Below are 16,661 nucleotides of genomic sequence, written 5' to 3' on the forward strand. Positions count from 1 at the left end.
TCACCGGAAGCGGGGCTTTTTCGTGTCTGCACCCGGGCCCGGCGTGTGCCGGACCCGGGAGCAGCGGGTGTTACTTGAGGGTGACGGTGGCGCCGGCGGCCTCGAGGGCCTCCTTGGCCTTGTCTGCGGCTTCCTTGGTGACGCCCTCGAGGACGGCCTTGGGGGCGCTGTCGACAACGTCCTTGGCTTCCTTCAGGCCCAGCGAGGTGAGCGCGCGAACTTCCTTGATCACTGCGATCTTCTTGTCGCCTGCAGCCTCGAGGACGACGTCGAACGAGGTCTGCTCCTCTTCGGCGGCTTCGCCGGCTCCGCCACCGGCGGGGCCTGCGACTGCAACGGCAGCAGCGGTGACATCGAAGGTCTCCTCGAACAGCTTTACGAAGTCCGAGAGTTCAATGATGGACAGTTCCTTGAAAGCTTCGATGAGCTCTTCGTTGGTGAGCTTCGCCATGGGAGGCGTCCTTCCTTTAGTGGTGCACGGCACCGGAGTGTATGGATCGAGGCGAAACTAGTTCGCTTCGGTTGCTGCGGCTTCCTCGGCGGGAGCCTCCGTGGCAGCCTCTGCAGGAGCAGCGGCTTCCTCGGCAGCAGGAGCGTCGGCGTCGGCTGCAGGTGCAGCGCCGCTTCCCTCCTCGAGCTTGATGCGCAGGGCATCGACGGTGCGGGCCAGGGCGGACATCGGCGCCTTGAGCACGCCTGCGACCCGGGCGAGCTGGAGTTCACGCGACTCGAGGGCCGCCAGGGCGACGACCTCGGATGCGTCGAGGGCCTTGCCCTCGAAGATTCCAGTCTTGATGACGAGCTTCGGGTTGGCTTTCGCGAAATCCGTGAGGCTCTTGGCGGCAGCTACGGCGTCACCCTTGATGAAGGCGATCGCGGTGGGTCCGGACAGCTGGCCTTCGAACGCGTCGATGCCTGCTTCCTTCGCCGCGATGCCGGTCAGGGTGTTCTTGACGACGGAGAACTTGGTGTCCGCGCCAAGGGCACGGCGCAGTTCCTTGAGCTGAGCAACAGTGAGCCCGCGGTATTCGGTCAGGACAGCGGCGGTGGAGTCCTTGAAATCGGTGGTGATCTCGTCCACTGCAGAAACCTTTGTTGGCGTTGCCATAACCCTCCTTCCGGGGAATATGCGCCGGCTTTCCAGCCCCAATAAAAAACGCCCCGCGCAGATGCACGGGGCTGTGCTCGACACGGGCGGAGGCCGGTGGAGAGGAGCTTCGTTCACCTGCGTAGGCCGTCCCTCAGGGGAACTTTCGGATCCGAGTCCTTCTTCCTGGTCGCGCACGGGTGCGCTCGCGGGAAGTGGAGGTGGATCGACCGACGGTCTTTGGTCCTTCAAGCCTACGTGACGCACCCGGCGCGACCAAATCGGCGTCAGGCGAGCACCTTCTGCCAGCCCGCGGTCCGGCCCGAGGCCCTGAATCCGAGGGCCACATTGACGTCGAGCATGAACGTGTTCTCCTCGGCGTTCCAGGTGTAGATGCGCTCCGCAGTGGGCCAGGCGTCGCGCGCGCGCCGGAGATTGGCCGCCTTGAGCCATGTCCCCAGGCGGTGCCCCCGGTGCTCGTCGAGCACCAGGGTGTCCTCCTGGTAGACGACGGCCGGACGGGCCTCCGAACGCTCGAGGATGGTATGGCCCACCAGCTGCCCGCTCGCAGCGTGCCGCACGGCGCACACGAGGCTCGAGGTACCGCCGGCCAGCGTCCGCTGCTCCTCCCGTCGGATGCGGTCGGCGTCCCACGCCTCCTCCTCCTGCGCGAACCCACCGAGGGGCGGATCCGTGCTCATCTTCTGGCGCAGGAGGGCGTAGTCCTCGACGAGATCGTCGGGGCACCGGTCCACCCACTCCACGAGGTCGTAGTGCCCTGAGCCGATGATCCGGGCGGCATGCTCGAGCCGCAGGGCGTCCTCGACGTCGTCGAGGGCGAGGACGCTCTGGCGGTCCACCTGCACCAGGTCGAAGCCGGACCGCCGCGCGAAGATTGCGGAGGCGTCGGACGCGGGGAAGAAGCCGGCGCCGGTGGGCGGGACGAGCCGCGCATCCGCCGCCGGCTCGTCCCCGGCGCTGGAGTCGCTCCAGGACATCATGATGGTCCGGCCGCGGTGTGCCATCTCCTGTTCCACGAAGCACAGGAGGGAGGTGGCGATGCCGCGGCGGCGGTGGGAGGGCGCCACCTCGATCTGTACGAAGGCGGTCTGCGGGTTGTCCCGCAGGGGGATGCTGAGCCGCGCGTTCGCGACGATCTCCGAGCCGTCCCGCGCGACGCCGAGCACGTACTCGCGGTCGGGTGTCGCCTGGAGCATCACGAGCCTCTCCTCCGCGTCCACGCCGTGGTCGTCGTGCCCCCAGATGGCGCGCTCCACGGCGTTGCTCACCGCGGCACTCTGCGCGAAGTCCTCGCCCCCGTCCGCGTCGAGCGTCGCGGGGATCGGGAGTTGCCGGATGGCGATCGTCGACATCGGTCCAGCATAGGGTCAGTGATTGGGATACCTCAACCACTGTTGCCCTCGGACACGAAAAAGCCCCGCGGCGCAGGCCGCGGGGCTTGTCCGGAGGTCCACCTAGACGGTGAAGACCTTCGTGACACTCGGATCGACGGAGATGCCGGGACCGAAGGTGGTCGAGACCGTTGCCTTCTGGATGTAGCGGCCCTTCGAAGCCGACGGCTTCAGGCGGAGGATCTCCTCGAGCGCTGCGGCGTAGTTCTCGCCCAGCTTCTGCTCGTCGAAGGAGACCTTGCCGATGATGAAGTGGAGGTTCGAGTGCTTGTCGACGCGGAAATCGATCTTGCCACCCTTGATGTCGGTGACGGCCTTGGCGACGTCCGCCGTGACCGTCCCGGTCTTCGGGTTCGGCATCAGGTTGCGGGGGCCGAGGATCTTTCCGAGGCGTCCCACCTTGCCCATGAGGTCGGGGGTCGCGACCGCGGCGTCGAAGTCGGTCCAGCCGCCCGAGACCTTCTCGATCATGTCGTCGGAACCGACGAAGTCGGCGCCGGCCGCGATCGCAGCCTCTGCCTTCTCACCGGTGGCGAAGACCAGGACGCGGGCGGTCTTGCCCGTGCCGTGAGGGAGGTTCACGGTGCCACGGACCATCTGGTCCGCCTTGCGGGGGTCCACTCCGAGACGGAAGGACACCTCGACTGTGGCGTCGAACTTGGAAGGATTGGTCTCCTTCGCGAGGACTACCGCTTCGAGGGGGGCGTACTGCTTGTCCGCCTCGATCTTCGCGGCAGCTCCCTTGTATGCTTTGCTGCGCTGTGCCATCTGCTTGTTCTCCTTATGCAGTCGTGGTCTGCGGACCGCGCTGGGCCCTGCCACTCACGCCGTCGTCCGCGGGGTGCGTCGTCGTCGTGCTGTGAAAATGGTGGTCTGCCCGTCCGACGGTGCGGGACGGGGCGGTGGTGAAGGTGGTCAGCCCTCGACCGTGATGCCCATGGAGCGGGCGGTGCCGGCGATGATCTTCGCGGCGGCCTGGACGTCGTTGGCGTTGAGGTCTTCCATCTTCATGGTGGCGATCTCTTCGACCTGGGCGTTGGTCAACTTCGCGACCTTGACCGTGTGAGGCGTGCCCGAGCCCTTGGCGACTCCTGCTGCCTTCTTGATCAGTTCGGCTGCCGGCGGGGTCTTGGTGATGAAGGTGAACGAGCGGTCCTCGTACACCGTGATCTCCACGGGGATGACGTTTCCGCGCTGGGATTCCGTCGCGGCGTTGTACGCCTTGCAGAATTCCATGATGTTGACACCGTGCTGGCCAAGTGCGGGACCAATCGGAGGAGCCGGGTTGGCGGCGCCTGCATTGATCTGCAGCTTGATGAGGCCGGTGACCTTTTTCTTGGGGGCCATGAAAGGGTCCTTCTCTTGCATTGCGTTCCCGCGGGACAGGAGCGTCCTGCGGGGTGGTGGCCATCATGGCGTGACGGCCGAACGGTGCTTCCCCGCCGAGCAGACGGGGAGTCGCCGAAGCTTTACTGGATCTTGGTGACCTGGTTGTAGGAGAGCGTGACCGGGGTCTCGCGCTCGAAGATCGACACGAGCACGACGAGCTGCTGCGACTCGTGCTTGATCTCGGAGATCGTCGCCGGGAGCGTCTCGAAGGGGCCCTCGTTGACGGTGACGGACTCGCCGACCTCGAAGTTGACGGTGGCGGGGGTGAACTGCGGCTGCACGGGCTTGCCCGACTCGGCGTCCGTGTGGACGATGGTGTGCTCGAGCATCGAGAACACCTCGGACAGGCTCAGCGGAACCGGGTTGTGGGCATTGCCCACGAAGCCGGTGACACCGGGGGTGTGGCGGACGGCACCCCAGGACTCGTCGGTGAGTTCCATGCGGACCAGCACGTAGCCGGGGATGCGCACGCGGTTGACGATCTTCCGCGTGGTGTTCTTGATCTCCACGACCTCTTCCATCGGCACCTGGATCTCGAAGATGTAATCTTCCATGTCCAGGGTCTGGATGCGGGTCTCGAGGTTGGCCTTCACGCGGTTCTCGTAGCCGGCGTAGGAGTGGATGACGTACCAGTCACCCTCCTGGCGGCGGAGCCGGGCCTTGAAGGCCGCGACGGGATCCTCGGCCGGGACGTCCTCCGCCGGAGCGTCGTCGCCGGCCTCGTCCGCTTCGGAGGCTGCAGCCTCGTCCACGGCGTCGGTGGCCGTCGCGTCGATCTCGCCGTCGGCGGCATCGAGTTCGGCGTCGTCCGCGAGGAGTCCGTCCTCGGCCGCGACGTCGGTGTCGGCGGGGTACTCGTCGGAGTCCTCAGCAGGCACGTCGACGTCGGAGGCGTCGACCTCCGCCTCCGTCCCGTACTCCTCGTTCTCCAGACCATCTTCGGGAGTGATCTGCCGTTCGAGTTCTTGCTCGGACACCTAGCCGCCTGCTTTCTGACATTCTTCGCAAGTCTGTCTTGCTTGCCTGTACTGAACCCGACACGACAACAGCCGCGCCGGAACGTGCATTCCCGGGAGGGTCAGCGTCAGCTGTCGCCGAAGACCCACACCGCGCCGGCCCCGAACAGGAGGTCCAGGGCGGTCACGAGGAGCATCATGATGACCACGAAGGCGAGGACGGTGATGGTGAATCGAACCAGTTCCCGACGGGTGGGCGTGACGACCTTCCCGAGCTCCGCGAGGACCTGGCGGATGAACAGCATGATGCGTCCGAAGAAGCCGCGCCGGGGAGCCTTCTTCTCGGAGGGGCTTCCCTTGGAGCTGCTCGCAGCCGTATCGGTCACCTTCAACCTCATCAATCTGTGTGGTGTTCCAGCAGGACCACCAGTGGCGCCCCCAGCTGATCATGTGTACCGCCGCGCGGGGCCTGTGCCTGCGCCGGGGCTTCGTGATCTTTTTCTGCCGTGCCTTCGCCGTCTTTCCGCGAAGGCCACGCGCAGGGCAGACAGGACTCGAACCTGCAACCTGCGGTTTTGGAGACCGCTGCGCTACCAATTGCGCCACTACCCTTCGGTTCGAAACGTTCAGCTACCACTCCGGACGGCCCGGTGAGGGCACGAACCATCATGGTGTTTCAACACCGAGGAACAAGTCTACGCATTCACCGGCGGAACGTCGAACCGGGGCGTCCCGACGGCCCCGCCGCCGGGTGGCCACGGTCGCTCGGCGGCCCCGCGACTCCTCCGTCCCGGAACCCGATGCGGACCCGGACAGGGGCCACCGCCTAAGCTGGAAACCGACACAAGACCCTCACCGAACGGGACCCGATGAACGCGACGACCGACGACTCCATCCGCGCAGCCCTCCCCCGGATCTCCCGGCGCATCGATTCCATCGCGGAGTCCGCGACGCTCGCCGTGGACGCGAAGGCGAAGGCCCTCAAGGCGGCCGGCCGGCCCGTCATCGGTTTCGGTGCGGGCGAACCGGACTTCCCGACGCCGGACTACATCGTCGAGGCAGCGATCGCAGCAGCCCGCCAGCCGAGGTTCCATCGCTACTCCCCCGCCGGTGGCCTCCCCGATCTCAAGCAGGCGATCGCCGAGAAGACCCTGCGCGATTCCGGGTACGCCGTGGACCCCGCGCAGGTGCTCGTCACCAACGGCGGCAAGCAGGCCGTCTACGAATCCTTCGCGTCCCTCCTCGATCCCGGGGACGAGGTCCTCGTGCCCACGCCGTTCTGGACCACCTACCCCGAGGCCATCCGGCTGGCGGGCGGCGTGCCGGTCGAGGTGTTCGCGGGCCCCGAGCAGGGCTACCTCGTGACCGTCGACCAGCTCGAGGCCGCGCTCACGCCGCGCACGAAGGTGCTGCTGTTCGTCTCGCCGTCCAACCCCACGGGAGCCGTCTACGCCGCCGATGCCGTCCGCGAGATCGGCGAATGGGCCGCTGCACGTGGACTCTGGGTGGTGACCGATGAGATCTACGAGCACCTGACGTACGACGGCGTACCGTTCACCTCGATCGCCACGGCAGCCCCCTCCCTCGGCGACCGGGTGGTCATCCTCAACGGCGTGGCCAAGACGTATGCGATGACCGGGTGGCGTGTGGGCTGGATGGTCGGGCCGAAGGACCTCGTGAAGGCGGCGACGAACCTGCAGTCGCACGCGACGTCGAACGTGTCGAACGTCCCCCAGATGGCGGCGCTGGCCGCGGTGTCGGGTCCGTTGACGGCTGTCGACGCGATGAAGGTGGCGTTCGACCGCCGCCGTCGGGCCATGGTGTCGGCGCTCAACGAGATCGACGGCGTCGAGTGCCCGACGCCGCACGGCGCCTTCTACGCCTACGCCGATGTGCGGGCGCTGCTCGGCCGGAGCTTCGACGGCGTCACGCCGGCGACCTCCGCCGAGCTCGCGGCGCTGATCCTGGAGAAGGTGGAGGTCGCCGTCGTGCCGGGTGAGGCCTTCGGCCCCAGCGGGTACCTGCGCCTGTCCTACGCCCTCGGCGACGAGGACCTCGCGACGGGCGTGGGACGCCTCCAGGAGTTCCTCGGCTCCGCACGCTAGCTGTCCCGGCCGTCCGCGGCCGGGCTCAGAGCAGCCTGCGCTCCGTGGCCCAGCGGGTCAGCTCGTGCCGTGAGGACAGCTGCAGCTTCCGCAGGACCGCGGACACGTGCGTCTCGACGGTCTTGACGGAGATGAAGAGCTCCTTTGCGGTCTCCTTGTAGCTGTAGCCCCGCGCGATGAGCCGCATGACCTCCAGCTCGCGCGCCGACAGGCGGTCGAGCTCGTCGTCGACGGCGACGGACGCCGTCCCGAAGGCGTCGAGGACGAAGCCGGCCAGGCGCGGGGAGAACACGGCGTCCCCGGAGGCGATGCGCTGCACGGCGTCGGTGATCTCCGGGCCCGAGATGGTCTTCGTGACATAGCCGCGGGCACCCGCGCGGATGACGGCGACGACGTCCTCCGCCGAGTCCGAGACGCTGAGGGCGAGGAACCGCGAGGCCGTCCCGCGCGTGACACAGCGGTGGATGACCTCGGCGCCGCCGCCACCGCGCCCGCCGGGCAGGTGCACGTCCAGGAGGACGACGTCGGGCCCCGTCGCGGTGATCACCGACTCCGCCTCCTCGACCGTCGCAGCCTCGCCGAGGACGCGGACCAAGGGACCCAGCGCGGCCCGGAGGCCGGAACGGAAGATGCCGTGGTCGTCGACGATGACCACGGACACTGTCCCGGGCACCGCGCCGTCCGCGGGGAGGTTCTCGCTGTCCACGTGTGTCCCTTTCGCCGGCCGTCCTGCCGGGGTCCTGTCCTTCGCGTTCCCGCGCGTTCCTTCGCGTTCCTTCGCGTCCCCGCCCCTCACCGTCCGGCGTCGCCGCCGTCCCGCTCCGGCCGGTCCCGGTGGGTCGCCCCGGGCCTAGGCGGCGCTCCCCGTGGTTCTGGGCAGGCGGAGCCGCACCTCGGTGCCATCGCCGTCGCTGCGCAGTTCCGACGAGCCGCCGTGGCGCAGCATCCTGCTGTGGATCGATTCACGGATGCCGAGGCGGTCCGACGGCACTGCCGACGGGTCGAATCCGTCGCCCCTGTCACGGACGAACACCTCCACGGTATCCGCACCGGCCTCGAGGTAGACCGAGACCGCCACCGCCGCGTGCTTCGCCGCGTTCAGCATGGCTTCCCGCGCGGCCTGCGCCAGGGCGTCCTCTGCGGGTCCCAGGGCGGCGTCCCCGACGGCGACGACGGCGACCGGGTGACCGTAGAGGTCCTCGATCTCGCCGGCCATCGCGCGCAGTCGCTCCGCGAGACTGCCCGGGTCCCTCGCCGGATCGGCGAAGAGCCACTGGCGCAGTTCGCGTTCCTGGGCCCGTGCAAGGCGCAGCACGTCGGTCTCGGAATCCGCCCGGTTCTGGATGAGGGCGAGCGTCTGCAGGACCGAGTCGTGCAGGTGGGCGGCGATCTCCGCGCGCTCGGTCTCGCGTGCACGCGCCGCGCGCTCCGTCTCGAGGTCGCGCCAGAACTTCAGCCCCCAGGGAGCGAGGACCAGGCCGACACCCGCGAGGACGGCGAGGACCGCCACGAGGGTCGCCATGGTCAGGGTCCACGAGCCGCTGCTGGACAGCGCGACGAGGACGCCGGCGACCACCAGCACGATGCCCGCGAGCAGGCGCAGGGCCCCGCCCGCCCGGCCGGCACCGGCGCGGTTCATGACCCGGGCCCGCCGCACGTCGTCCAGCTGCGACCACGCCAGGGCGGCGCCCGTGGCGACGACGGCGATCGGCACGAGGAAGCCCCAGTTGACCTGCACCCCGAGCAGCTGCACCACGAAGACGGCCGCGGCGAGCAGCAGTGCCGTGCCGAACAGGACTTCCCGACGCCCGGCCCGCACCGTCCGTTCCCGCCAGGAGTCGGGTTCGAGGATGCCACCCGTCCCGGCTCCTGCCGGATCCGCGAAGCCGTTCCGCTGGTCCCCGCGGCCGGCCTGCGCGCCGCCGTCGTGCAGGATCTTCGCGTCGACCCCGTGCATGAAGGCGGCGGGCCCCGTCTGCCGCCCCGCCTCGGCGGCCTTATCCGCCGCCGTCGGCACGAAGATCCAGAGCCAGGCATAGAGGAGGACGCCGGCGCCCGAGGCGAGGGTCAGCACCGCCATGCCGATACGCACCCAGGAGCGGGGTATCCCGAGATGGACGGCGAGGCCGGCGCAGACGCCCGCGATCACGCCGTCGGATCTGCGCAGCAGCGGGGGTCTCATACCCTCATGAAAGCACGCGGCCGGGCTCTCGGGGGTGCTCCCGGAGCACAATCAGGGCCCACTCAGGGTTCAATCAGGGTAGGTCCCGATGGTCGGCTGCGACGGCCGGCGGAAGGATGGAGGCATGACCTCAGCACCATCACCAGGCGGGCCGTCCTGGAAGCAGAATCCGGCCACACCGCATCCGGCGGATCGTCCCGCCTCGTCGTCGTTCTTCCGCTGGCTCCGCGGCCTCGACATCACCCGGGCACCCGACCGCTGGGTCGGAGGGGTGGCAGGCGGCGTGGCACGCCGTACGGGCCTGGACCTGGCGCTCGTCCGAGGACTGATCGTGATCCTCTCGGTCTTCGGGGGGATCGGGGTGCTGCTCTACGGACTCGCGTGGGCCCTGCTCCCCGAGCCCGACGGGCGGATCCACGTGGAGCAGGCCGGTCGGGGCTCCTGGACGTCCGGGCTGAGCGGTGCCGCCGCCCTCGTGGCGATCGGCCTGTGGCGGCCGAACCTCCCCTTCCTCGGTGACGGTGGTGGCGGCGGACTGCTCTGGACGCTGTTCTGGATCGGCGCCGTCGTCCTCTTCGTCTACTGGATCGTGAACCGGTCGGGCGGCGGACGGGCACGTCCGGACCTGCCGGGCGGAGGCCCTGCCGCACCCGGGAACGGACCCACGCACCCGTCCGGGCCGGCTCCCTTCGGGCCGGCGCCCTTCGGACCCTCGTCCACCGGCCCCGCACCCGGCGGCACCGGCCCCTCCCAGGGCCCGTCCGATGCGCCGTCGGACAGCTCCGCCGACGGGCCCGCCGACCGCGCTGCCGGCGGTTCCGTCGGAGCGCACGACACTCCCACGGGACGGCAGGGCGACGACGGACCGGGCGCCGGGCGGATGCACGGCGACGCACCGTTCGGGGAGGACGTCCACCACACCGTCCCCCTGCCGTACCAGCCCGATGCCCGGGTGGGGTCCACCCTGTCCTATCCGCTGCCCTACCAGCCAGGACAGGCGGCATGGTCGGGCTCCCCGACCGCCTACCTCGGATCGCGTCCGCTCGAGCCGGACCTGCTCCGCGGAGCCGCGCCGACCGTGCCGCAACGCTGCTCCACGCGGCCCTCCGGCTCCGCCACCGCACTCCTCATCGGCGGCGCGATCACCGTCGCGGCGGTGCTCCTCGCGCTCGACTACGTGGGGGTCCTCGGCCTCGTCAACTCCGCCGTGGTGGCACTGGCAGCTGCCGCGATCGTCCTGGCCCTCGGCATCGTGGCCCTCGGTACACGGGGCCGGAGTTCAGGCCTCGTGGGCCTCGTCGCAACCCTGGCGACGATCGGCGCGCTCGCGTCCTCCTTCACCGTCGTCGGCGGTGCCTGGGTCGTGGCACAGGAGAACAGGACCACCCCGGCGTCGCTCCAGGCGGCGTCGGACGGCTTCAGCATCCTGGCAGCGGAGACCACGATCGACCTCACCGGGCTGCCCGCTCCCACACGGGACGTCGTGGTACCGGTGAACTCGCTGGTCAGCGACGTCACGGTGATCGTCCCCGAGGACGTGCCCGTCGAGGTCCGCACGCGGATGGCCCTGGGCAGCGCCGATGCCCGGGGCACCGCCGAGGACATCGGTACCCCGTCGCCCGAGTTCCGGAGCGACGGCGGCGTCCTCAGGTTGAGCGACGGCGAGCTGAACCCCGACGCCACCGGCGCCGCCCTGATCCTCGACGTGAGGGGCGCGATGAGCGACGTCACCATCCGCACCGCCTCCGACACCGTCGGCAGCGACCCCCGGACCGACACCACCCCGACAGGAGAGACACCATGAGCACCTCGATCACCGAGCGGAAACGCCGGCCACGCGTCGCCACGATCGTGTGGGGGGCGGTGATCCTCGTCGTCGCCGGGCTCGTCCTGGTCGGCCAGTTCGTCGCCCTGTCGATCGACCCGGTGGTCGTGGCCCTCGGCCTGCTCGTCGGTGTCGGCCTCGCCCTCGTGGCCGGCGGGATCCTGTCGCTGCGCTCCCGGCCGACGACCGATGAGCAGGATCACCCCGATGCCATCGACTACTGACCAGCCCTCCCCACGCCACACTCCCGGAACCGAAAGGCACACCATGCAGTCGTTCTACCGCTTCCTCCGCTCCTCCCCCATCAAACGCGCACCCGGCGGCATCCTCGGCGGCATCGCCGCCGGCATCGCCCGGCAGTACGGCTGGCGCGTGAGCTACGTCCGGATCGCGATGCTCCTGAGCTTCCTGCTCCCGTTCATCGGCCTCCCCCTCTACGGGGTGCTCTGGCTGCTGCTGCCGAAGACCGACGGCACCATCGCCCTGGAGCAGCTCCTCCCGCGCGGCTAGGGATCCGACAGCACGACCGGAAGGGGCATCCGCAGCAGCGGATGCCCCTTCGCTGCTGCGGACCTGCAAGGATGGTTGGCGTGCCGAAGACTCCCACCGCCCGCCGCTTCCCCCGCCTGCTCGCAGCCTCCTGTGCCTTCCTCTTCGTCTCCGGCTACTTCGTGGTGCGCTTCCCCGACGTGGAGGGCGCGAGCTACGCGTCCTACGGTTTCAACCTGCTGATCGCGCTGCCTGCGTTCATCGCCCTCGTGCGGCAGTTCGGCGCTGCGCGCGGCACCGCGGCCCTGGTGGCCGTGTCCCTCTTCGGGTACCTGATCGAGGGGTTCGGCGTCGCCACGGGCGTCCCCTACGGCGAGTTCTACTACGGGGAGCCGCTGGGACCCACGATCCTCGGCCTGGTCCCGTACCTGCTGCCGCTCTCCTACGTACCGCTGGTGATCGGCGCGGTGGCGGTCGTGTCCACCGGCGGGAGCGCCCTGCGCCGGACGGTCCTCGGAGGCCTCCTGCTCGTCGTGATCGACGGCGTCCTCGACCCCGGCGCGGTGGCGCTCGGCTTCTGGATCTGGCCCGGCGGCGGCCCGTACTACGGCGTCCCGCTCTCCAACTACGGCGGCTGGCTCATCTCCGGGCTGATCGCCTCGGCGCTGGTCACCTGGATCGGCGGGCGCCGCCTGACCGCGACCGCCCTGCGGCCGGGGCTGCTCGACAGCCTGCTCGTCTCGATGTTCCTGTGGCTGGGCGTGTGCGTCTTCTCCGGCCTGATGTTCCCCGCAGTGCTCGCCGCGGCCCTGATCGTCCTGGTGGTCCGGCGCCGGCTGCAGCTCGTACCCGCCACCACTCCCGCGCAGGACGCGGTCGCCGCCCCGCACTCCTGAACGGTGTCACCCGAACGGGCCCGAAGCGCCGTTCAGGCCGTGGCGGCCAGCCGGCTCAGCAGCTTCTGGGTGGACATCATCGCACCCCCGAGCACGGCGGGCAGTCCACCGCCCGGATGAACCGAGGCGCCCACGCGCCACAACCACGGCCGCAGCGGGTCCGTGTAGGGCGGCAGGTGGAACGGTCCGCTCAGCCACGCCGGGTGCACCGCACCGTACAGAGCACCACCGGCCGAGCCGCGCTCGCCGAAGTAGCCCGGATCCAGGATCTCGTACGCGTCGAAGTAGTCCTCGAGCGGCTCCGGAAGGCCCAGCACGCGCGTGGCCCGGTCCAGTTCACGCTGCACGAAGGGATCCTGGAGCGAATATCTCCTGCCGTTGGCCGGCGCGGTGAGGAGCAGGGCGAGGGTCGCCGACTCGTTGGGATACACGCCGTGCGCGGGATAGTAGTTGGCGAACGCCATGGTCTGCTCGGGCTCGTCCCCGGCCTCGAGGCTCGCGTAGAGCGCCGCCGGGTCATCCGGCATGAGGACACCGTGACGTGCCGTGCCCTCCGGCAGCGGCCGGGACAGCACGGCGTAAATCCCCACGGCGGAACAGGTGAGCTTCCGCGGCGTGCGCGGTGCCCGGCCTGCCAGCAGGCCGGCCAGCCGGTGGGCATCGAGGCCGCTGACGACGGCGTCGGCCGGGTAGGTGCCCGTGGACGTGACGACCCGCCGTCGGGCGATGCGCTGCGCGGGCTCCCCCGTGCGGATCTCGACGCCCGTGTCGAGGGCGAGCCGCTCCAGAGCCAGCACCAGTTCGTAGATGCCGCCCTCCGGGATCCAGACGCCGTCGTGCGCCATGATGGCAGGCATGCTCGCGTACAGCGCGGGCGTACGGGTGGGGCTCACCCCCGCATTGAGCGTGTGGATCGCGATGACCTCGCGCAGTCCGTCGGGCAGCCACGGCAGGCTGTCGAGGTAGCTGCGCGTGGTGAGGCGGCGGCCGTACAGTCCGGCCAGCCGGGTCAGGGCCGGGTAGGCCGCCTTGTCCATCGGCCCCGTCGTGAGCAGCTGTGAGACGTCCCCGCCGAGGATGCCGTGCTCCGCGGCGAAACGCGTCCAGGCCTCGTGCCAGGGGTGCCCCTCGGGGACGGGCAGGGCGCTTTCGACGCCCCGGTAGTAGTACGTGCCGACGTCCGGCAGGCGCTCCAGGCGGAGCGCCGCGACGTCCTCCGCCCGGGCGGACCCGGGCGGCGCGACGTCGTCGAGCCTGTGCAGGAGTTCCTGCCAGACACCCGGGAACGTGAGGAGCGACGGCCCGGTGTCCATGCGTTGCCCCGCGACCTCCACGCGGCGGCTCTTGCCGCCCACGGAGTCGGAGGCCTCGAGCAGGGTCACGCTGTGCCCTGCGCGTCCGAGCAGCGCTGCCGATGCCAGCCCGCCGATCCCCGCGCCGACGACGACGACGCGGCTCACGGGTACAGCCCCAGGGTCAGTGCGACGACGAGCTGCACGCCCGCGACGGTCCCGGCCACGTAGGGGAAGGCGATCGAGTACCGGTACAGCCGGTGGCCCGTCGCGGGCCGCGGATCCCGGGAGAGACCGACCAGCAGCCAGCCGGCGATCAGCGCATTGACGACGGCCACCGGGATGTTGACGAGCGCGAAGCACACGGTCGATGCCGCCCACCATGCCCCGCTCCATGCCACGACGCCGCGCGCACCGAGCCGCACCGCCGTCGTCGTGATGCCCACGCTGCGGTCCTCGTCGATGTCCTGGACGGCGTCGTAGGTGTGCTTGGCCGCGCTCCAGGCCATGAGGCCGAGGGCGGCGGCCCATACCGGGTCGTCGCCCAGGGCGTAGGGCACGAACACGAGGGGGAAGGCGTAGGCGGCATTGCTGAGCGAGTCCACGTACGGGCGGGCCTTGAAGCGCAGCGGCGGTGCGGAGTAGAACACGAAGACCAGGGCGTAGGCGGCTATCCACGCGAGCGCCGGAGGCGGCAGGGTGACGGCGAACCAGGCAAGGAAGGGCACGTTCGTGATCAGGACGGAGAGCCAGATCGCCCGGACCTCGGAGGCCCGGATCCGGGCTCCCTCGAGCGATCCCTTGCGGGGATTGAGGGCGTCGGTGTCCTGGTCGAAGATGTCGTTGACGCCGTAGATCAGCAGGTTGAACGGCAGCGTGAGCCAGAGGAGGAGCGCGAGGGCCTCCTCCTGCCAGAACACCCCGGTGAGCCACATGCCGACGACACCGGTGCCGAGCGTGTTGATCCAGAGCACCGGCCGGGAGATCGAGACCATGCGCAGCGCCGCTGGCGCAAATCCTGCCTGTGGCACTGCTGGGATCCTCCTCGGACCGGCTGGGCGCGCACCCGACGGGACTCGAGCCCGTCGTGCGCCGGATGGTCCCAGCCTACGGGGTGCGCGGCGGCCCTCGGTCTGCCGCCGCGACGGACCTCGAGGACGCAGACGGGTGCGGCAACACTGGTGTGTCTAGAATCATAGGCGGGCCCGATGGCGTGCTCCTGATGCACCATCCACCTCGTCGAAGGAACCCCACCCCCCATGAAGATCGGAATCCTCACCAGCGGCGGCGACTGCCCCGGACTGAACGCCGTCATCCGCGGCGCGGTGCTCAAGGGCATCAAGGTGCACGAGCAGAAGTTCGTCGGATTCCGCGACGGGTGGCGTGGCGTCGTCGAGGGCGATGTCATCGACCTCCCCCGCCATGCGGTGAGGGGTATCTCCAAGCAGGGCGGCACCATCCTGGGCACGTCGCGCACCAACCCCTTCGAGGGCAAGGGCGGCGCGGAGGCCATCAAGGAGAACCTGGATCGCCTCGGCATCGACGCGGTGATCGCAATCGGCGGCGAGGGCACGCTGGCCGCCGCGAAGCGGCTGACGGACCTCGGCCTCAAGATCGTGGGCGTTCCCAAGACGGTCGACAACGATCTCGACGCCACCGACTACACCTTCGGCTTCGACACCGCCGTGCAGATCGCCACCGAGGCGATCGACCGCCTGCGCACCACGGGTGAGTCCCACAGCCGCTGCATGATCGCCGAGGTCATGGGCCGCCATGTCGGGTGGATCGCCCTGCATGCTGGCATGGCCTCCGGTGCCCACGCCATCCTCATCCCCGAACAGCAGACGAGCATCGAGCAGATCGCCGAATGGGTCTCCGACGCCAACGCCCGAGGCCGCGCGCCCCTCGTCGTCGTCGCGGAGGGCTTCGTGCCCTCGCACATGGAGCAGGCCCACTCCGAACGCGGACTGGACACCTTCGGCCGCCCCCGCCTCGGCGGCATCGCCGACCAGCTCGCACCCGAGCTCGAGTCGCGCACGGGCATCGAGACCCGCGCCACCATCCTCGGCCACATCCAGCGCGGCGGCGTCCCGACGTCGTTCGACCGTGTCCTCGCCACCCGTCTCGGCATGGCTGCCGTGGACTCCGTGAAGGACGAACTCTGGGGGACCATGGTCTCGCTCAACGGCACGGAGATCGCCCACGTGGGCTTCGAGGCGGCGCTCGGCAACCTCAAGCGGGTTCCGCAGCACCGCTACGAAGAAGCCGCCATCCTGTTCGGCTGATCCCATGGAACTCGATCCGGGGACCATCGCGATCGTCCAGCTCGCCTGGTCGCGGCTCCTGGGGCTCGACGACGGGGCCCTGGGCGACGGCGGGTCCGACCGCCTGTACAGCGTGGACGACGATGCCGCCGTCCTCTCGTTCGTGACGCTGTTCGGCCGGGAGGTCCTCCGGGGGCCGCGATGGGCGGTCGACGCCGGCCGGGGTCTGCCTGCCCCGGAGCTGCGCAGCTCCTCGGCCCTGCTCTCCCTCAGCCATGGGCGCGGCGGCCGCGGGCTCGGCGAGGCCCAGCTCTACTTCTGTGATGCCCTGCCGCAGCTGGACGGGCCACCGGCCGTCGTCTCCGACGAACGCGACCTCGTCCGTGCGCTCGAGCAGCGGTGTCCGCCCGACGACGTCGCGGAGGCCGATCTCGGCGGCGTCGACCATCCGTTCGTGCTGGTCGCTGAGGGGGACGGGACCGGGGAGGACCGGCCCACTCCCCTGTCCGGCGCCGGCTACGACATCTGGGAGGGCATCCTCGCGCATCTCGCGGTCCTCACGCCGCCCGAGGAGCGGCGCAGGGGCTACGGCGGGCGCATCGCCGCCGTCGCGATCGAGGAAGCCATGGCCGCGGGCCTGGTGCCCCAGTGGCGCGCGAGGACGGACAACACGGCCTCGCAGCGGACCGCTCGCCGTGCGGGCTTCGTCTTCGCCGGTACGCAGACGTCGGTGCTCCTCGAGGGTTGAGGACCGGCGCTGCGGG

At 70.0% G+C, this 16,661-nt stretch carries 18 protein-coding genes and 1 tRNA gene; 7 read left to right on the plus strand and 12 right to left on the minus strand.

The annotated features are described in order from the left end of the window. Window positions 1–70 precede the first annotated feature (70 nt). The 8 genes from rplL to ACX80U_RS01665 form a co-directional block, all read right to left on the minus strand. Window positions 71–451 (minus strand): 50S ribosomal protein L7/L12, encoded by a 381-nt coding sequence (gene rplL / locus ACX80U_RS01630; RefSeq protein WP_133082401.1) that lies wholly within the window; start codon window positions 449–451, stop codon window positions 71–73. A gap of 57 nt (window positions 452–508) precedes the next feature. Then, window positions 509–1,108, minus strand: coding sequence for a 50S ribosomal protein L10 (gene rplJ, locus ACX80U_RS01635; RefSeq protein ID WP_133082400.1), 600 nt, complete (start codon window positions 1,106–1,108; stop codon window positions 509–511). A 266-nt stretch (window positions 1,109–1,374) separates the two neighbouring features. Then, on the minus strand, window positions 1,375–2,460 hold the full coding sequence (locus ACX80U_RS01640) for a GNAT family N-acetyltransferase (protein WP_459267180.1): 1,086 nt from the start codon (window positions 2,458–2,460) through the stop codon (window positions 1,375–1,377). 102 nt (window positions 2,461–2,562) lie between these two features. Then, a complete protein-coding gene (gene rplA, locus ACX80U_RS01645) occupies window positions 2,563–3,267 on the minus strand; it encodes a 50S ribosomal protein L1 (RefSeq protein WP_133082398.1) in 705 nt (234 codons plus the stop codon). A gap of 147 nt (window positions 3,268–3,414) precedes the next feature. Continuing rightward, window positions 3,415–3,846, minus strand: coding sequence for a 50S ribosomal protein L11 (rplK, locus tag ACX80U_RS01650; protein WP_087030133.1), 432 nt, complete (start codon window positions 3,844–3,846; stop codon window positions 3,415–3,417). Between the two features lie 122 nt (window positions 3,847–3,968). Then, window positions 3,969–4,865 (minus strand): transcription termination/antitermination protein NusG, encoded by an 897-nt coding sequence (nusG, locus tag ACX80U_RS01655; protein WP_459267181.1) that lies wholly within the window; start codon window positions 4,863–4,865, stop codon window positions 3,969–3,971. Window positions 4,866–4,972: 107 nt separating this feature from the next. Further along, complete coding sequence (gene secE / locus ACX80U_RS01660) at window positions 4,973–5,230, minus strand: preprotein translocase subunit SecE (RefSeq protein WP_244185840.1); 258 nt, start codon at window positions 5,228–5,230, stop codon at window positions 4,973–4,975. 153 nt (window positions 5,231–5,383) lie between these two features. Beyond that, a tRNA-Trp gene (locus ACX80U_RS01665) sits at window positions 5,384–5,456 on the minus strand. Window positions 5,457–5,713: 257 nt separating this feature from the next. Here ACX80U_RS01665 and ACX80U_RS01670 point away from each other — a divergent pair. Then, window positions 5,714–6,949: an aminotransferase class I/II-fold pyridoxal phosphate-dependent enzyme gene (locus tag ACX80U_RS01670; RefSeq protein WP_133082396.1), complete on the plus strand. Its 1,236-nt coding sequence runs from the start codon at window positions 5,714–5,716 to the stop codon at window positions 6,947–6,949. Between the two features lie 25 nt (window positions 6,950–6,974). Here the strand turns inward: ACX80U_RS01670 and ACX80U_RS01675 are convergent, their stop codons facing one another. Both ACX80U_RS01675 and ACX80U_RS01680 read right to left on the minus strand, forming a co-directional pair. After that, complete coding sequence (locus ACX80U_RS01675; protein ID WP_459267182.1) at window positions 6,975–7,655, minus strand: LuxR C-terminal-related transcriptional regulator; 681 nt, start codon at window positions 7,653–7,655, stop codon at window positions 6,975–6,977. A gap of 144 nt (window positions 7,656–7,799) precedes the next feature. After that, the gene (locus ACX80U_RS01680; protein ID WP_459267183.1) at window positions 7,800–9,131 is read right to left on the minus strand and encodes an ATP-binding protein; all 1,332 of its coding nucleotides are present in this window, start codon (window positions 9,129–9,131) and stop codon (window positions 7,800–7,802) included. Window positions 9,132–9,255: 124 nt separating this feature from the next. Between ACX80U_RS01680 and ACX80U_RS01685 the strand changes: the two genes are divergently transcribed. The 4 genes from ACX80U_RS01685 to ACX80U_RS01700 all read left to right on the plus strand — a co-directional run bounded on the left by ACX80U_RS01685 (window position 9,256) and on the right by ACX80U_RS01700 (window position 12,341). Further along, a complete protein-coding gene (locus ACX80U_RS01685; RefSeq protein ID WP_459267184.1) occupies window positions 9,256–10,935 on the plus strand; it encodes a PspC domain-containing protein in 1,680 nt (559 codons plus the stop codon). Beyond that, the gene (locus ACX80U_RS01690; protein ID WP_133082392.1) at window positions 10,932–11,180 is read left to right on the plus strand and encodes a hypothetical protein; all 249 of its coding nucleotides are present in this window, start codon (window positions 10,932–10,934) and stop codon (window positions 11,178–11,180) included. Before ACX80U_RS01685 ends, ACX80U_RS01690 begins: the two co-directional genes overlap by 4 nt. 43 nt (window positions 11,181–11,223) lie before the next feature. Further along, the gene (locus ACX80U_RS01695; RefSeq protein WP_133082391.1) at window positions 11,224–11,466 is read left to right on the plus strand and encodes a PspC domain-containing protein; all 243 of its coding nucleotides are present in this window, start codon (window positions 11,224–11,226) and stop codon (window positions 11,464–11,466) included. A gap of 80 nt (window positions 11,467–11,546) precedes the next feature. Beyond that, complete coding sequence (locus tag ACX80U_RS01700; RefSeq protein WP_459267185.1) at window positions 11,547–12,341, plus strand: carotenoid biosynthesis protein; 795 nt, start codon at window positions 11,547–11,549, stop codon at window positions 12,339–12,341. Window positions 12,342–12,373: 32 nt separating this feature from the next. Here the strand turns inward: ACX80U_RS01700 and ACX80U_RS01705 are convergent, their stop codons facing one another. Next, window positions 12,374–13,801, minus strand: a complete 1,428-nt coding sequence (locus ACX80U_RS01705) for a phytoene desaturase family protein (protein ID WP_459267186.1) — start codon at window positions 13,799–13,801, stop codon at window positions 12,374–12,376. Beyond that, window positions 13,798–14,664: a UbiA family prenyltransferase gene (locus tag ACX80U_RS01710; protein WP_244185841.1), complete on the minus strand. Its 867-nt coding sequence runs from the start codon at window positions 14,662–14,664 to the stop codon at window positions 13,798–13,800. The genes ACX80U_RS01705 and ACX80U_RS01710 overlap by 4 nt, the downstream gene beginning before the upstream one ends. Window positions 14,665–14,892: 228 nt before the next feature. Between ACX80U_RS01710 and ACX80U_RS01715 the strand changes: the two genes are divergently transcribed. Continuing rightward, complete coding sequence (locus ACX80U_RS01715; protein WP_459267187.1) at window positions 14,893–15,918, plus strand: 6-phosphofructokinase; 1,026 nt, start codon at window positions 14,893–14,895, stop codon at window positions 15,916–15,918. Between the two features lie 4 nt (window positions 15,919–15,922). Then, window positions 15,923–16,645: a GNAT family N-acetyltransferase gene (locus ACX80U_RS01720; protein ID WP_133082387.1), complete on the plus strand. Its 723-nt coding sequence runs from the start codon at window positions 15,923–15,925 to the stop codon at window positions 16,643–16,645. Window positions 16,646–16,661: the final 16 nt, after the last annotated feature.

It is taken from the genome of Arthrobacter sp. TmT3-37, assembly GCF_054510835.1.

What these genes read in the sequence shown, in the direction of transcription:
- rplL (WP_133082401.1), bottom strand. Translation starts at nt 451, where the DNA reads ATGGCGAAGCTCACCAACGAAGAGCTCATCGAAGCTTTCAAGGAACTG.
- rplJ (WP_133082400.1), bottom strand. Translation starts at nt 1,108, where the DNA reads ATGGCAACGCCAACAAAGGTTTCTGCAGTGGACGAGATCACCACCGAT.
- ACX80U_RS01640 (WP_459267180.1), bottom strand. Translation starts at nt 2,460, where the DNA reads ATGTCGACGATCGCCATCCGGCAACTCCCGATCCCCGCGACGCTCGAC.
- rplA (WP_133082398.1), bottom strand. Translation starts at nt 3,267, where the DNA reads ATGGCACAGCGCAGCAAAGCATACAAGGGAGCTGCCGCGAAGATCGAG.
- rplK (WP_087030133.1), bottom strand. Translation starts at nt 3,846, where the DNA reads ATGGCCCCCAAGAAAAAGGTCACCGGCCTCATCAAGCTGCAGATCAAT.
- ACX80U_RS01670 (WP_133082396.1), top strand. Translation starts at nt 5,714, where the DNA reads ATGAACGCGACGACCGACGACTCCATCCGCGCAGCCCTCCCCCGGATC.
- ACX80U_RS01680 (WP_459267183.1), bottom strand. Translation starts at nt 9,131, where the DNA reads ATGAGACCCCCGCTGCTGCGCAGATCCGACGGCGTGATCGCGGGCGTC.
- ACX80U_RS01685 (WP_459267184.1), top strand. Translation starts at nt 9,256, where the DNA reads ATGACCTCAGCACCATCACCAGGCGGGCCGTCCTGGAAGCAGAATCCG.
- ACX80U_RS01690 (WP_133082392.1), top strand. Translation starts at nt 10,932, where the DNA reads ATGAGCACCTCGATCACCGAGCGGAAACGCCGGCCACGCGTCGCCACG.
- ACX80U_RS01695 (WP_133082391.1), top strand. Translation starts at nt 11,224, where the DNA reads ATGCAGTCGTTCTACCGCTTCCTCCGCTCCTCCCCCATCAAACGCGCA.
- ACX80U_RS01715 (WP_459267187.1), top strand. Translation starts at nt 14,893, where the DNA reads ATGAAGATCGGAATCCTCACCAGCGGCGGCGACTGCCCCGGACTGAAC.
- ACX80U_RS01720 (WP_133082387.1), top strand. Translation starts at nt 15,923, where the DNA reads ATGGAACTCGATCCGGGGACCATCGCGATCGTCCAGCTCGCCTGGTCG.